Source organism: Janthinobacterium kumbetense, from assembly GCF_023703445.1.
In the GTDB taxonomy this organism is placed as follows: domain Bacteria; phylum Pseudomonadota; class Gammaproteobacteria; order Burkholderiales; family Burkholderiaceae_D; genus Janthinobacterium; species Janthinobacterium kumbetense.
Genome location: NZ_JAMQGR010000014.1, coordinates 48,318 through 61,969, shown reverse-complemented (window position 1 = coordinate 61,969; position 13,652 = coordinate 48,318). Strand labels below are relative to the sequence as shown.

10 protein-coding genes are annotated in these 13,652 nt (G+C 64.5%); 4 read left to right on the top strand and 6 right to left on the bottom strand.

The features are described from left to right. Nucleotides 1-14 precede the first annotated feature (14 nt). The 3 genes from NCG91_RS25210 to NCG91_RS25200 all read right to left on the bottom strand — a co-directional run bounded on the left by NCG91_RS25210 (nucleotide 15) and on the right by NCG91_RS25200 (nucleotide 6,332). Nucleotides 15-3,353, bottom strand: a complete 3,339-nt coding sequence (locus NCG91_RS25210) for a DEAD/DEAH box helicase (RefSeq protein ID WP_251351674.1) — start codon at nucleotides 3,351-3,353, stop codon at nucleotides 15-17. Between the two features lie 174 nt (nucleotides 3,354-3,527). Next, on the bottom strand, nucleotides 3,528-5,234 hold the full coding sequence (locus NCG91_RS25205; RefSeq protein WP_251351673.1) for a methyl-accepting chemotaxis protein: 1,707 nt from the start codon (nucleotides 5,232-5,234) through the stop codon (nucleotides 3,528-3,530). Between the two features lie 207 nt (nucleotides 5,235-5,441). Then, entirely contained in the window at nucleotides 5,442-6,332 is an 891-nt protein-coding gene (locus NCG91_RS25200) for a LysR family transcriptional regulator (RefSeq protein WP_251351672.1), read from the bottom strand. A gap of 124 nt (nucleotides 6,333-6,456) precedes the next feature. Here NCG91_RS25200 and NCG91_RS25195 point away from each other — a divergent pair, with 124 nt between their 5' ends. Both NCG91_RS25195 and NCG91_RS25190 read left to right on the top strand, forming a co-directional pair. Next, complete coding sequence (locus NCG91_RS25195; RefSeq protein ID WP_251351671.1) at nucleotides 6,457-7,638, top strand: serine hydrolase domain-containing protein; 1,182 nt, start codon at nucleotides 6,457-6,459, stop codon at nucleotides 7,636-7,638. Beyond that, nucleotides 7,635-8,825, top strand: a complete 1,191-nt coding sequence (locus NCG91_RS25190) for an MFS transporter (RefSeq protein ID WP_251351670.1) — start codon at nucleotides 7,635-7,637, stop codon at nucleotides 8,823-8,825. Before NCG91_RS25195 ends, NCG91_RS25190 begins: the two co-directional genes overlap by 4 nt. Here NCG91_RS25190 and NCG91_RS25185 read toward each other — a convergent pair. The 3 genes from NCG91_RS25185 to NCG91_RS25175 form a co-directional block, all read right to left on the bottom strand. After that, on the bottom strand, nucleotides 8,790-9,335 hold the full coding sequence (locus NCG91_RS25185) for a DinB family protein (protein WP_251351669.1): 546 nt from the start codon (nucleotides 9,333-9,335) through the stop codon (nucleotides 8,790-8,792). The two genes, NCG91_RS25190 and NCG91_RS25185, sit on opposite strands and share 36 nt — an antisense overlap. A gap of 31 nt (nucleotides 9,336-9,366) precedes the next feature. Next, on the bottom strand, nucleotides 9,367-9,966 hold the full coding sequence (locus NCG91_RS25180) for a MarC family protein (protein WP_077398149.1): 600 nt from the start codon (nucleotides 9,964-9,966) through the stop codon (nucleotides 9,367-9,369). A 116-nt stretch (nucleotides 9,967-10,082) separates the two neighbouring features. Further along, on the bottom strand, nucleotides 10,083-10,871 hold the full coding sequence (locus tag NCG91_RS25175; RefSeq protein ID WP_251351668.1) for an AraC family transcriptional regulator: 789 nt from the start codon (nucleotides 10,869-10,871) through the stop codon (nucleotides 10,083-10,085). Nucleotides 10,872-10,973: 102 nt separating this feature from the next. Here NCG91_RS25175 and NCG91_RS25170 point away from each other — a divergent pair, with 102 nt between their 5' ends. Both NCG91_RS25170 and NCG91_RS25165 read left to right on the top strand, forming a co-directional pair. Further along, on the top strand, nucleotides 10,974-11,888 hold the full coding sequence (locus tag NCG91_RS25170; protein ID WP_251351667.1) for a DMT family transporter: 915 nt from the start codon (nucleotides 10,974-10,976) through the stop codon (nucleotides 11,886-11,888). 41 nt (nucleotides 11,889-11,929) lie between these two features. After that, nucleotides 11,930-13,546 carry a toxin-antitoxin system YwqK family antitoxin gene (locus tag NCG91_RS25165; protein WP_251351666.1) on the top strand — a complete coding sequence of 539 codons (1,617 nt, stop codon included), beginning with the start codon at nucleotides 11,930-11,932 and terminating at the stop codon, nucleotides 13,544-13,546. The last annotated feature ends 106 nt before the right edge of the window (nucleotides 13,547-13,652 follow it).

The following is a 13,652-nucleotide window of genomic DNA, read 5'->3' as shown; positions in this document are numbered from 1 at the left end:
TTTGCTCAGGTGTTTTACCCCATTTCCACCAAAAACTCATGCATGCCCGTATGCGGCAATTGCGCACACGCCGGCGCAAAGTGCGGCAACTGCCCCCACAGCAGCGGGTTGCCGACGATGTACACATGGTGTTGCGCGCGCGTCAGGGCCACGTTGAGCAGGTTCGGCGTGGCCGCCGCCCATTGGGCGGCGCCGGCCGTGCTGTCGTCGGCGCCGAGGACCAGCATCACCACGCTTTGTTCCTTGCCCTGGAATGTGTGCACGGTGCCCACCATCTGGCTGCTCCACTGGCGCAATTCGCGCGCCGTCGGCGCCTTGCCATAGCCGAGGCGGCGGTCCCAGTCCATGTCGACGATGCGCGAACGCAATTCGTTGCGCACGGCCTTGAACGGCGTGATCACATACATGTCCGGCAGCTTGCCGTCGCGGCGATACAGCTTCAACAGCACTTCCAGCACGAAATCGAGCTGTACGGGTACCACCTGCTTGTAGTTGACGGGGCCGACGGCGTCGATCCAGCGGCTCGGGCCACGCGTCAGGCCCCGTGCGCCGGCAGGCGGCGTGCGCTCGGCCAGCCCGTAGACCATCTTGTCTTCGTAGGCGATGCTGTTGGCCAGCGAAAACATCGGTTCCACGCAGCGGCGGTGCACGCGCAGGGGGCTGCCTATCCACAGCGGCTGTGCGCTGCCGGCGCCGACGACGGCGCCATAGCGGTTGGCCTTGTCGGCCAGGGTCTGCACGGACACGGACGTTGGCGCATAGCTGCCATCGCGCGTGTGCGGCGACAGGGCGGATAACGTTTGCACGAGGCGGCCCGGCACCGTGAACACGGGTTCGATCTGCAGCGGGTCGCCCACGACGACGGCGCGCTTGGCGCGCCACAGGCTGCCCAGCGCCGCTTGCGGCACGGCCTGGCCCGCTTCATCGATGAACAGCCAGCCCAGCGATTCGGGACCCATGCCCTGGAACTGGCGCGCGAACGAGGCAAACGTGGTCGACACGACGGGCACCACCATGAACAGGCTGTGCCACACCATGGCGATATGCGACTGGTCGTAGGCGCGCTTGTTTTTCAGCAATTTGGAGACGGCCAGCAAGTTGCCGCCGAAGCCGGGTCCGCCCTTCTTCGCCACCTCGGCCAGCCACGCTTCATGCAGGGCCAGGGCCTTGGCGAACAGGCGCGAGCGCAGGCGGGCCAGCGCCGGTTCATGCCACAGGCCGCCAATTTGCAGGGCGTCGCCGTCCAGCTCGTCCAAGGTGGCCGGCGCGATGATGGTGGGGAAACGCATGCGCGCGCGGCGCAGCAGTTCCGTGCTGTCATCCCATTCGCGCTGGCGCGACTGCGCCGTGCGCAGGGCGATGTGCAAGCTGTTGCGGGCGCGCTCGCAGCGCGGCTCCAGTTCGCCCTTCAGCAGCAGCTTGATGGCGGACACGTCGCGCGCGGCCTGGCGTTGCGCTTCGGCATTGGCCACGACGGCATCCTTGTATGCACGCGCCGGGGCCGTGCGGAACAATCGGGCAAAGAAGCCGGGCTGCGTCAGCGCCACCAGGCGTTCCTCTTCCAGCAAATCCTTCTTGCTGGCGAGCAAGGTATCCTGCTGCGCCAGCGCGCCGGACAGGGCGCCGTTGGCCGCATCCATTTCTTGTTCCGCGGCAATCAGCGCGTGCTGGCTGGCCTCGATGAAATCGGCTTCCGTGCAGGTGCCCACGGCTTGCCACAGGGCCGCGTATTGGGCGTGCTCGGCCAGGGCCTTTTCCACCACGTGTTCCGTCTCGCGAAATTCGCGCGCGGCCTGGGCGAAGCTCACGCCCTGGTAGCTGGCCAGCCACTGGCGGATATTCTGCGCGTTCGGCGTCTTGCGCGCCGTGGTCTTGTCCCAGTCGTCGTCATAGAAATTGCTGACGAAGCGGCGGCGGTTCGCGTTGTTGCCCAGCGCACAGGACATCAAACCCCAGGGCGCTTCCGCCTCGCCCAGGGCGCGGTTGGCGCCATTGCCGTCCGCCACGACCCGGCGCGCCACGCTTTCGAAATAGCGCGTGCGCGCCCATTCCTTGCCCAGCTGCTTGGGTTTAGGTAAATCGCCGGAAATGTTTTCCACGGCCGCATTGTTCGACGAGGCGACGACCATTTCAAAGCCCGTCAGTTCCGGGCGCAAGCGGGCTATCGTGATGGGGTCGCGCACGCCTTCGAAGGCGACGGCTACCTTGCCGATGAAGGCGTCGCCGGCGCGGTCCAGGCAAGACAGCACGGCGGCGCGGCGCACGATGTTGTCGGCGAACAATTCACGCAACAAGGTCGTCTTGCCCGTGCCCGGCGGGCCGTTGACGGAAAAGATGCCCCGCTCGTGCAAGCCCGTGCGCGCGCCATGGATGGCGAACTGCTGCATCAGGCTCATGGCGTAGCTGGCGTCTTCCAGCCAGTGCCCGCGGTTCATGTTGGCCGGATTGAGCATGGCGGCCAGCGCCTGGCGTCCGGCCGGGCTGTACAGGTCGATGCGTTCATCCTGTGCCAGCGGCGTCAAATAGGCGGCGACCGTCGCGGGCAGCTTGCCGCCACGCAAGGCGCGGATGATTTGTTCCAGGTCGTCCAGGTAAAAACTGTTGAGGATATCGATCGAGGGTTCCACCGCGTCGCCGAAGTCCAAGGTGCGGTTCTGGCTGGCCTCCAGCGTATCGGCGTCCGTCGCGGCCACGCGTTTCTTGCGCGTGCGCAATTCCAGCACGGCCAGCGGCTGGCCGGCGGACGGGCGGAAACCGGCCCAGTCCATCAGCAGGTCGGCCAGGGCCGCGATTTCCATGCCGGACAGGGGCGACGAGACATTGCCCGCCTCGTCCGTCACGGGCTGCGGCGCGCGGCTTGCCGCGAAGTTGCGCAGGCTGTCTTGCAGCGCCAGCTGGCTGTCGCTGAAGGCGTCCAGGCTCAGGCCGGACCAGTCCGGCGTGCGGGCGCGGCCCAGGGCCCACGGCAAGGTCGACACGGACACGGGATCGAACTGCGGCTCGCCCAGCGCATTGAGGTTCAGGCGGGCAAAGCACGAGCGTCCCAGCAGTTCTGTTTTTTCTGTTTCGGCCATGTTTTCCGGGCCGTTGGCCGGCGGACAAGCCTTGTTGATTTCGGCCTTGTCGAACACGCCGAGGAACAGGCTGAAGCCGTCGATCTCGCGGTCGGACGGCACTTGCCATTGCGTGGCGAACTGCGGCGGCAATTGCGCCAGCTGTTCGCGCTGCAGGAGGCGCATGGTGGACGGGTCTTCAACGTCCGTGATTTGATTCAGGTCAAACGGGATAAAGAATTCGATCTTGTGCCAATACTCCAGGATAGCCAGGAGGCGCTGCTGTTCTGCCTGATTCATGATGACCAATATTTTGTAAAGCGAGCGAGGATTGTAAAGCGTATGCGCGGTGCACGTTTTGCACTTTTGTCTATTGCGCGGGCTTTGCCGCAAAAAAAGTGATGATTGCGGACGAAAAAAAGCCAGGCAGCAACTTCCTGCCTGGCTTTCCCGTGGTGAGGATGTTGCTATTGGTTAAAACTCTTCCCATTCGCTCTCGGCGCCGGCATTGCTGCGGCGTGCCGGCGCGGCCGCCACGGCCTTGCGCGCGGGCGCGGGCCGGGCCGCGGGGCGTGCAATGGCTGGCGCTGCCGGCGTGGCGCGCACCGGCGTCAGCCTGGGTGCGCTGGCGACATGGTTGCCGGTTTTAAAGAAGCCCACGACGTGCGCCAGCTCGCCCGCCTGTTCCTGCATGCTTTGCGAAGCGGCGGCCGCTTCTTCCACCAGGGCCGCGTTTTGCTGCGTCACTTCATCCATCTGGGCAATGGCCATGTTGATCTGTTCGATGCCGATGGTCTGCTCGTGCGTGGCGGAAGTGATTTCGCCCATGATGTCGGTGACGCGCACGATGCTGTCGACGATGTCGCCCATGGTCTGGCCTGCTTCATTGACGAGGCGCGAACCCGTGTCCACGTTGGCGACGGACGCGGCGATCAATTCCTTGATTTCCTTGGCGGCCGAGGCCGAACGGTGGGCCAGGTTGCGCACTTCCGTGGCCACGACGGCGAAGCCGCGTCCCTGTTCGCCCGCGCGCGCCGCTTCCACGGCCGCGTTTAAGGCCAGGATGTTGGTCTGGAAGGCGATGCCGTCGATGACGCCGATGATGTCGACGATCTTGCGCGACGATGCATTGATGGTGCCCATGGTGTCGACCACTTGCGAAACGATGCTGCCGCCGCGCACGGCCACTTCCGATGCGCTTTTCGCCAGCTGGTTCGCCTGGCGCGCATTGTCCGCGTTCTGTTTCACGGTCGAGGTCAGCTCTTCCATGGCCGACGCCGTTTCTTCCAGCGAACTGGCTTGCTCTTCCGTGCGTGACGACAGGTCGAGGTTGCCGGCGGCAATTTCGCTCGACGCCGTGGAAATCGCCTCCGTGCCGTGGCGCACTTGCGCCACCACGCCCAGCAAGCTCGTGTTCATGGCTTTCAGGGCGCCCAGCAGGCGGCCCGTTTCATCGCTGGAATTGACGACGATGTGCGACGACAGGTCGCCCGAGGCCACGGTTTCTGCCACGCTGACGGCCGCATTGATGGGCTGGGTGATCGAGCGCGTGATGATCCAGGCAACGAAGGCGCCCAGCAGCACGGCCACGCTGCCCAGGGCTATCATGGAAGCGCGCGCGCTCGTGCTCAGCGTTTCGGCGTCCGTCGCCGCCTGCGCCGCCTGCTGCGCTTCATACGCGACCAGGCTGTCGAGCGCGCCCAGCACGATCTTCAGGCTCGGTGCCGCCTGCTGCGTCAAAAAGGCGATCGCTTCTTCCGTCTGGCCCGCATTGCGCAGCTCGATGACCTTGTTATTCAGCGGCGCACCCGATTTCAGGGCCGCGTCCAGTTCGGCCATCAGCGCCGTTTCCTTGTCCGTCGAAATCTTCTTTTGCAAGGTTTCCTTGGCGGCGCCGTATTTCTTGCGCGCTTCGCCGATCTTCGCCAGTTCCGCCTGTACCAGCGCTTCCGTCGGCGCCACCACAATGCTCGTGATCGCCAAGGTAATGTTGCGCACATTGTCGCTCATGGTATTGGCGGCCGCCATCTTGACGTTCTTGTCGGCCACGATGTCGTGCGTGCGCGCGCTCAGTTGCCCCATGGAATACAGGCCGACGAGCAAGACGGCCACCAGCAGGCCGAGGACGACAGCAAACCCGATCCCGAGCCGGGTGCCGATTTTGAATTGTGTGAGTGACATGATTGCTTTCGTGTTGCGGAAGTGAAGGAAAACGTCGACAGGCCAGGGCTACGGGTTTATACGTAAGGGCGACCAGCCTGTAATTGTTCCTCAAAATTCCGCACTGCAATACAAAAACTTGTATCAAGTCCCCGAAAAGTTTAAAAATTGGTAGCAAATTAAATAAGTTGTCGTGTGGAAACAACGAGCGCGGCGCCGGACGCGGACTTAGCTTTCCGGAAACACGTGCGTGGCCAGGAAGTCGATGAAGGCGCGCAGTTTCGGCGTCAGGTGGCGGCTGCTGGGCCACAGGATGCGAAAGGTCCCGTCGTGCCGGCGGTGCGCGTCCAGCACCGGCTGCAAGCGGCCGCTAGCGAGCGCCGCGCGCACGGCAAAGTCGGGCAGGGCGGCGATGCCCAGGCCGCTTTCGGCAAAGTGCAGCAGGGTTTCGACATTGTTGCAGTTCAGTAGCGCCGGCAAGCCCGCCGCGTGCAAGGCGGGCCATTCGGCCAAAGGCCAGGCCTCGACCTTGCCGCTGCTGGGAAACTTGTACAGCAAACAAGTGTGCTGCGCCAGGTCGGCGGGCAGCTCCGGCGTGCCGTGCTGCGCCAGATAGGCGGGCGCGGCCACCAGCTGCAGCTGGAACTGGCCCAGCTGGCGGCTCATCAAACGGCTGTCGGCGCTTTCGCCCGCGCGCACGACGGCGTCGTAGCCTTCCTCGATGACGTCGACCCGGCGGTCGCTGAAATCGAGGTCGAGTTCCACCAGCGGATAGACGCGCGCAAAGGCCGCCAGCACGGGATTGAGCAGGCTGCCCACTTGCGGCAGGCTGACGCGCAGCCGGCCTTGCGGCGCGCTCTTGCTGTTCGACAACTCCAGCTCGGCCGCCTCGATCTCGCCCAGGATGCGCCGGCAGCGTTCGAGAAACACCGTGCCTTCGCTCGTCAGCGCGATGCTGCGCGTGCTGCGGTGAAACAGGCGCACGTCCAGGCGCTGTTCCAGCCGCGCGATGCTTTTCCCTACGGCCGAGGCGGAAATGCCCAGCACCCGGCCCGCCGCCACGAAACTGCGCGTTTCGGCCGCCTGCACGAAGGCCGTGAATCCCGCCAGGTTATCCATGTCGTGTCCGTTTCATCACCGTTGATTGCGGATGCCAACGTCCGCACAGACAGAAACTATAGCCTGTTTTTCTTTGATCGCGCCTGGCTTACCTTGGCAGCCTGATCATTTGAAAGGCTCAGCCATGATGTACAACTTCTCTCCCGCGGCCATGTCCGGCCGCATCGATGCCTTGTTGAACCTTGTTTTGCAGCAGCAGCGCCTGGCGGGCGCCGTGGTGCTCGTGCGCCACCGTGGCCAGGACGTGTATCGCCGCGCGGCCGGCCACCTGGACCGCGAGGCGGGCACGCCCATGGTTGAGGACGCCATCTTCCGCCTGGCGTCCGTCAGCAAACCCATCGTCTCGACGGCCGCGCTGGCGCTGGTGGGGCAGCAGCGCCTGGGGCTGGACGACCTGGTGGCGCGCTGGCTGCCGTATTTTGCGCCGTGCCAGCCGGACGGCGCCGTGGCGGCGATGACCGTGCGGCACTTGCTCACGCACATGGCTGGCCTCGACTACGGTTTCTTCCAGCCGCCGGGCGGCGAGTATGCGCAGGCCGGGGTGTCGGACGGCATGGATGCGTCCCGTATTTCCCTGGAGGGCAACCTGCGCCGCCTGGCCACCGTGCCGCTCGCGTATGCGCCGGGCGAGCGCTGGGGGTATTCGATCGCCACCGACGTGCTGGGCGCCGTGATCGAAGCGGTGACGGGCTTGCCGCTGGCGCACGCCGTGGAATATCTGGTGACGGCGCCGCTGGCCATGCGCGACACGGGTTTCCTGGCGATGGATCCGGCGCGCCTGGCCGTCGCCTATGCGGACCGCGCAGCGGGAGAATCCCGGCCGCGCCGTTTGCTGGACGCGGGGGAAGACCATCTGCCGTTTCTCGATGGCATGGCAGGTTTTACCTTGTCGCCGGCGCGCGCCCGCGATGCGCACGCCTACCCGTCCGGCGGCGCCGGCATGGTCGGTTCCGCCCCCGACTTCATGCGTTTGCTGGAAACCTTGCGGCTGGGCGGCGCGCCGCTGTTGCCACCCGACTTGGTGCGCCAGCTGGGCGAAAGCCAGACGGGGGATTTCGACTTGCCGTTCTGGCCCGGCCGCGGCTTCGGCCTGGGTTTTACCGTGCTGACGGACCCGCAACTGGCCGCCACGCCCGAGTCGGCTGGCAGCTGGCGCATGGGCGGCACGTATGGCCATTCGTGGTTTGTTGACCCTGCGCAAGAATTGTCCGTGGTGGCGTTCACGAATACGGCATTGGAGGGCATGGCGGGGCCGTTCGTGACGGAGCTGTGCCAGGCAGTGTATGGCGTGGAGCAGGGGCAATGACCCGCCCGCATCCCATCGTCTTCCTCGCGTTGGGCTTGTTCGGCGTGTATTGCATCGAGTTTGGCGTGGTCGGTATCTTGCCGATGATCATGCGGCGCTATGCCGTGACGGCCGCGCAGGCGGGCTCGCTGGTGAGCCTGTTCGCCCTGGTGATCGCCGTGGGCGGTCCCTTCCTCGTGCTGCTGGCCACGCGCTGGCGCCGCAAGAACGTCCTGATCGTTTCCCTGCTCGTGTTCGCGCTGGCCAGCGTGGCCTCGGCCTATGCGCCCCGCTTCGAACTGTTGCTGGCGCTGCGCATCGTGCCGGCCCTGTTCCATCCCGTGTATTTCTCGCTGGCCATGGTGGCGGCTGCCGCCCTGTATCCGCCACGCGATGCGGCGCGGGCCGGCGCGCATGCGTTCACGGGCACCAGCATGGGCATGGTGCTGGGCATCCCGCTCACCACCTGGATCGCCGCGCAGTATGGCTATGAGGCATCGTTCCTTGCCTGCGCCTTCGTCAACGCGCTGGCCGCGCTGGGGCTGTTCTTGTTCTTGCCGGACACGCCGCGCGAGGCGCCGATGGCGTATGGCCGCCAGCTGGCCGTGCTGCGCAAACCCGCCCTGTGGTTCACCATTGCCGCCGCCGTGCTGGTGTTTGCCGCCATGTTTGCCGTGTATGCGTATGCGGCCGCTTACCTGCAGCAGGTGGCGGGCTTGTCGGCGCGCCAGACGGGGCTGGCGCTGGTGGTGTTTGGCGTGGGCGGCGTGGCGGGCAATCTGTTCGCGGGGCGCCAGCTGGGCACGCATGTGCTGCGCACGGTCGTGCTGCAGCCACTGCTGCTGGGGCTGGCGTACTGGCTGCTGTACCGCCATGCGGGAGCTGGTCTCGGCTGGGCGCTGCTGGCCGTCTTGCTGCTGTTCTGGGGCGCGGCGCACACGAGCGGACTGATCGTCACGCAAGTGTGGCTCAGCAGCGAAGCGCGCGAGGCGCCCGCGTTTGCCATCGGCGTGTATATCGCCGCCATCAACCTGGGCGTGACGATGGGCGCGCTGGCGGGCGGCGTGGCCATCGCCCGCTACGGTATGCAGGGGGCGATGGCTTGCGGCGGGCTGTTCGGTGCGCTGGCGCTGGGCTTGATCTTGCTCAAGGCGTGGCGCTACCGCCCATCGTCAGTCTTGAATATGGTTGGGGATGCGAAACAGTAGATCCGTGTCGCCGATGTCCACGCCCGCCTGCGACAGCAGGGTGCTGGCCTGGCCCCGGTGATGGGTCTGGTGATTGAAGAAATGCATGAGCAGGCTGAAAAATTCGCGCCGGTTCGGCCCCTTGCTGTTGCGATAATCGAGCAAGTGGTCCAGGTCTTCTTCCCGGATGGAGGCGGCCCAGTCGACGATGAGCCGGTCCAGCCATTGCCGGTGCGCGTGCATGGCGGCAAAATCTTCGGCTGCGAACAGCGGGTGCGTGAGCGACGCGGGCGGCGTGATGGCGCGGATGGGGTCGAGCAGGGGGAAACCGGCCGGGTGCTTCGCATAGCGCTGCAGCCACAGGGTGTCGCCCACCATCACGTGGTTCAGGGTGGCCAGCAGGGAGCCGAAGAAGGCGCCCCGTTCGCGGCTGATCTCTTCGGGCGGCAGGCTGGCCGCCGCCGCGTAGACCTTGGCATTCATCCACTGGTTGTAATCGGCCATCAGACAAAGGTGGGCGCAACGGCTCATGCTGGACTCCTTCAGTGGATGAATGACTATGTTAAACGGATTTCAGGAACGCCCGTATGCCGGCGAGCAACATTTCAATGGCCATCGCCGTCAGGATCAAGCCCATCAGGCGCTCGAACGCCGTCATGACCCTTGGACCGAGCGCCCGTTGCAAGCGTTCCGCGCACAGGAAGACGGCCAGCCAGACGGCGGCCACGGCCGTCAAGCCCGCCACGTGGGCGATGACGTCGTTCATTTCATGCGAGGAAAACAGCAAGACGGTCGCCAGGGCCGACGGGCCGGCCAGCGCGGGGATGGCCAGCGGCACGATGAACGGTTCGCCGCCCATCTCGTGGTCGCTATTGCCGGCGTTGGGCTGCGGAAACACCATGCGCATGGCGATCAGGAACAGGATCACGCCACCGCCGATGCGCAGAGCCACTTCCGACAATTGCAAGGCATTCAGGAAATGGCGGCCGAAGAACATAAACAGCAGCAAGATGCCGAAGGCGATCATGCACTCGCGCACCACGACTTTCCAGCGCCGCTCGACCGGCACACGCTTGAGGGCATTGACGAACAGGGAAACGTTGCCGAACGGATCGGTGACGAGCAAGAGCAGGATAAAAGTCTGGAAGAAATTCTGTGTCATGGTGGTGTGATTGAGGTCAACACCGCTGCCAGGATGGGCGCGGTGCGATAAGGCTTGCGATGATAACAAGAGCGGCGGCTATCGCCCATGATTATTGATGCATAGCAGCATTTTTTTTACGCAGCGATGACTTTTGCCTGGTAAAACGCGGTGGGCGTGGTGCCGAAGTGCTTCCTGAACATGGCGGTGAACGCACTTTGGCTCGTGTAGCCATTGTCCATGGCCACGTCGATGACCTTGCTGCCGTGCGCCAATTGTTCCAGCGCCCGCAGCAAGCGCGCCTGCTGGCGCCACTGGCCAAAGCGCATGCCCGTCTGTTTCTGGAACAAGCGGTGCAGGCTGCGCTCGGTGATCGCCAATTCCTGCGCCCAGTACGCCACCGTCTGCTGTTCGCCCGGTTGCTCCATCAGCCGCGCGCAAATGCCGCGCAGGCGCGCATCGATGGGCAGCGGCAGGTACAGGGGCAGCACGGGCAGGCTGTCGAGCTCGTGCAACAGCAATTGCAGCAGATGCCAGTCGCGGCTGCCTTCCGTGAAATCGGGCGCGATGTCGACGGCCGCCACGATCAGTTGCCGCAGCAGGGGGCTGATGTCGAGCACGCAACTATGGCGCGGCAGCAATGGCGAGCTGGCGCAATCGATGAAGACGGTGCGCATTTTCACGGCGCCGCTCATGCGCACCTGGTGCGCGATGCCGGGCTGCAGCCACACGCCGCGCGTGGGCGGCACCACCCAGCGCCCGCCCTGCGCTTCGATGGTCATCACCCCTTCGATGGCGTACAGCAATTGCGCATGCGTGTGGCGGTGCACGGAAATCACGTGGCCATGCGCATAGTCGACGGCCAGCGCCATGGCGCGCGCCGTGACGGGCAGCAATTCCTGAAAGGCGGCGGAGGAACAATCCATGAAAGAGGGTCAGTTTTGCGATAGATAGAGACATCTTAGCGCGAGAAGGCGCCGCGCGCCTGCGGCATGATGGTTCCCCCGCAACTATTCCCGGAGTAACACATGCCCGTGCGCGCCTATCTGTACCCGTTCCTGGCCATGCTGCTGTGGGCCGGCAACGTCGTCGTCTCGAAGCTGGCCGCGTCCAGCATCGCCCCCACGGCCATCACTTTTTACCGCCTGGTGCTGGTCTTGCTGGTGATGACGCCGTTTATCGCCCGCCCCCTGTGGCGCAACCGCGCCGCCCTGCGCCGCCAGTGGTGGCAACTGGCCCTGTGCGGCGTGATGTCGATGGCCCTGTTCCAGAGCCTGTCCTACCGCGCCGCCGAATCGACGACGGCGACGAATATGGCCATCGTCACGGCGCTGGCGCCCTTGATGACGGCCCTGCTCAGCGTGCTGCTGCTGGGCGAACGCCTGACGCTGGGCATGGCGGCCGGCGGCGTGCTGTCGTTTGGCGGCTTGCTGTACCTGGTGGGGCGCGGCGACGTGCTGGCCTTGCTGCAGCAGGGCGTGCATGCGGGCGATGCACTGATGCTGCTGGCTTGCTTGGTCTTCGCTTTGTACGGCGTGCTGCTGCGCCGCTGGCGTTTATCGATTCCCGCCTGGCAAGCCATTTATTGCCAGGCGCTGGCGGCGCTGGCCTGCATGCTGCCGCTGTTCCTGCTGTTGCCGCCCGGCAGCGCCAGGCTGGACGCCACCACCTTGCCCCTGATCGGCTATGCGGGCATCGGTTCGTCCATCGTGCTGTCCTACCTGTGGATCGAAGGCGTAAAACTGCTGGGGCCGAACCGCTGCAGCATTTACGTCAACCTGCTGCCTTTGCTGACGGCCTTGCTGGCCATCGTCTGGTTGCACGAAAGCATGCATGTGTACCACCTGGTCGGCGGCGGGATTTCGCTGCTGGGCGTGCTGCTGGCGCAGACGGTGCAGCGGCCCCTGTGGCGCCAGCGTCCTCGCGTGTCCGGTCTTGCCTGAACGGCCATGCATAATGGCGTTTTTTCGGCAGTGGAGTTGACATGCGGCAAACATTTTGGATGAGCACGATGGCGGCGCTGCTGGCGCTGGGAAATGCGGCGCCGGCGCAGGGGGCGCGTTTCTATGAAGGCGTCCCCATGGCCACCGCCAAGGTTGTCGAGCGCCGCGACGGCGGCGTGGTGCTGGCTTTCCTGCGGGAAAACGGCGAAGTCAACGGCTACTATTGCCAGTGCAGTGGCATCAGCGACAAGCGCATGAATCTGGACAAGTATGGCAAGGCCAGCATCGCGGCCGTGTTCCAGGTCGACCTCGACAGCGAAGGCGAAACGACGTTCGTGCTTAGCCGCAGCGCTGGCAGTGGCACGGCGTATGGTTTGCATGCCTACCGCTACGAATCCAGCGGCGGCAAGATGTTCAAGGTCGCCGCCCTGCAGCCCACCCTGGACGCCCTCGTGCGCGGCGCCAAGGTCATGGATGAAGCGCGGGTGCGCGCCGCGCTGGGCCGTTTGCAGCTGATCGACTACAGCATCGATTACGCGCCCACGGGCGTGGCCGAGTTCGACGCCATCGAGCATGGCCATGGCACGCTGGTCGGCTATTTCAATATCGATGGCGAGTTATTGCCAGGCAAGCCGGCCGATAAGCCCGCGTTTGCCTATAAAAAGACTTTCCAGGAAAAGGATGGTCATTTCCTCACGGTCACCTATTTGCTGGGCAAGGGCTGGCAAGGGGGGCGTGCGCCCAGTTATCACGCCAAGTGGATCACCTGGGAAACGCAGCCGCAGCATTTTGCCGCCAGCCAGGATGGCTTGTTTATCGAATATGACGTGAATTGCTGCGTCGGCAGCGTGTTTGCCCGCGGCCAGTATGCGCACGGCAAGCGTACCGGCGTATGGCACTACGAAGAGCCGAACACCATCCGCTCGTCTGGCGCCTTTGTCGACGACAAAGCGGAAGGACCATGGACGTATGAAAGCGGCGATGAAACGACGACGGGACAGATGCTCAAGGGCCAGCGCACGGGCCGTTGGGAAGTGAGTCCTGGCGTGGCCGAATGGCGCGAAGCGGACATGCACAGCTTCACCGGTTACGACCATTTCGTGAAAGATCGCCTGGACGGCCCCAGCGAGCGCCGCATCGATGGTGTGGTGCAATGGCAGGGCAATTATGTGAACGGCAAGAAGCAGGGCCAGTGGGTGGAACCTGGCGGTGGCGGCCGTTATGTCGACGACGTCAAGCAGGGGCCGTGGAAGAAGGCGACGCCGGACGGCGGCTGGCAAGTGCTGACCATGCTCGATGGCAAACCGGAAGGCAAGCTGGAACAATACGGGGCCAATGGCCAGCTGGAACTGGTCGAACATTACCGCCTGGGCAAGCTGGAGGGGCCGATGGAGAGTTTTTATCCGGATGGCAAGCGGCGCTACCAGGGGGCGTTTGTCGACGGCGAGCGCGATGGCGCAGAAACCCTGTTTTATCCCGATGGCGAATTGCCGCAATTTCACCGCAACTGGCAGCAGGGCGTGTTGCATGGCGTCAACATCGAGAATTTCCAGAACGGAAAACCGAAGCAGATCGGCGCCTACGACATGGGCAAGAAAACGGGCCGCTTCCAGTATTTCCGCGACGATGGCCAGCTGATCGAAGAAACCATGTATTAACTTGTTGACTAAGTAATCCTCAGGAAATTATTGTGAATTTATGACGAACAGAACCGGATGCTATGCAAGGCGCCTGCTGCGACGCAGTGCGAGCACTGCTAGCAGT

Excerpts from the sequence above, each read along its gene's own strand:
- NCG91_RS25205 (WP_251351673.1), bottom strand. The coding sequence starts at position 5,234 with ATGTCACTCACACAATTCAAAATCGGCACCCGGCTCGGGATCGGGTTT.
- NCG91_RS25175 (WP_251351668.1), bottom strand. The coding sequence starts at position 10,871 with ATGGATTGTTCCTCCGCCGCCTTTCAGGAATTGCTGCCCGTCACGGCG.
- NCG91_RS25195 (WP_251351671.1), top strand. The coding sequence starts at position 6,457 with ATGATGTACAACTTCTCTCCCGCGGCCATGTCCGGCCGCATCGATGCC.
- NCG91_RS25185 (WP_251351669.1), bottom strand. The coding sequence starts at position 9,335 with ATGAGCCGTTGCGCCCACCTTTGTCTGATGGCCGATTACAACCAGTGG.
- NCG91_RS25190 (WP_251351670.1), top strand. The coding sequence starts at position 7,635 with ATGACCCGCCCGCATCCCATCGTCTTCCTCGCGTTGGGCTTGTTCGGC.
- NCG91_RS25210 (WP_251351674.1), bottom strand. The coding sequence starts at position 3,353 with ATGAATCAGGCAGAACAGCAGCGCCTCCTGGCTATCCTGGAGTATTGG.
- NCG91_RS25170 (WP_251351667.1), top strand. The coding sequence starts at position 10,974 with ATGCCCGTGCGCGCCTATCTGTACCCGTTCCTGGCCATGCTGCTGTGG.
- NCG91_RS25165 (WP_251351666.1), top strand. The coding sequence starts at position 11,930 with ATGCGGCAAACATTTTGGATGAGCACGATGGCGGCGCTGCTGGCGCTG.
- NCG91_RS25200 (WP_251351672.1), bottom strand. The coding sequence starts at position 6,332 with ATGGATAACCTGGCGGGATTCACGGCCTTCGTGCAGGCGGCCGAAACG.
- NCG91_RS25180 (WP_077398149.1), bottom strand. The coding sequence starts at position 9,966 with ATGACACAGAATTTCTTCCAGACTTTTATCCTGCTCTTGCTCGTCACC.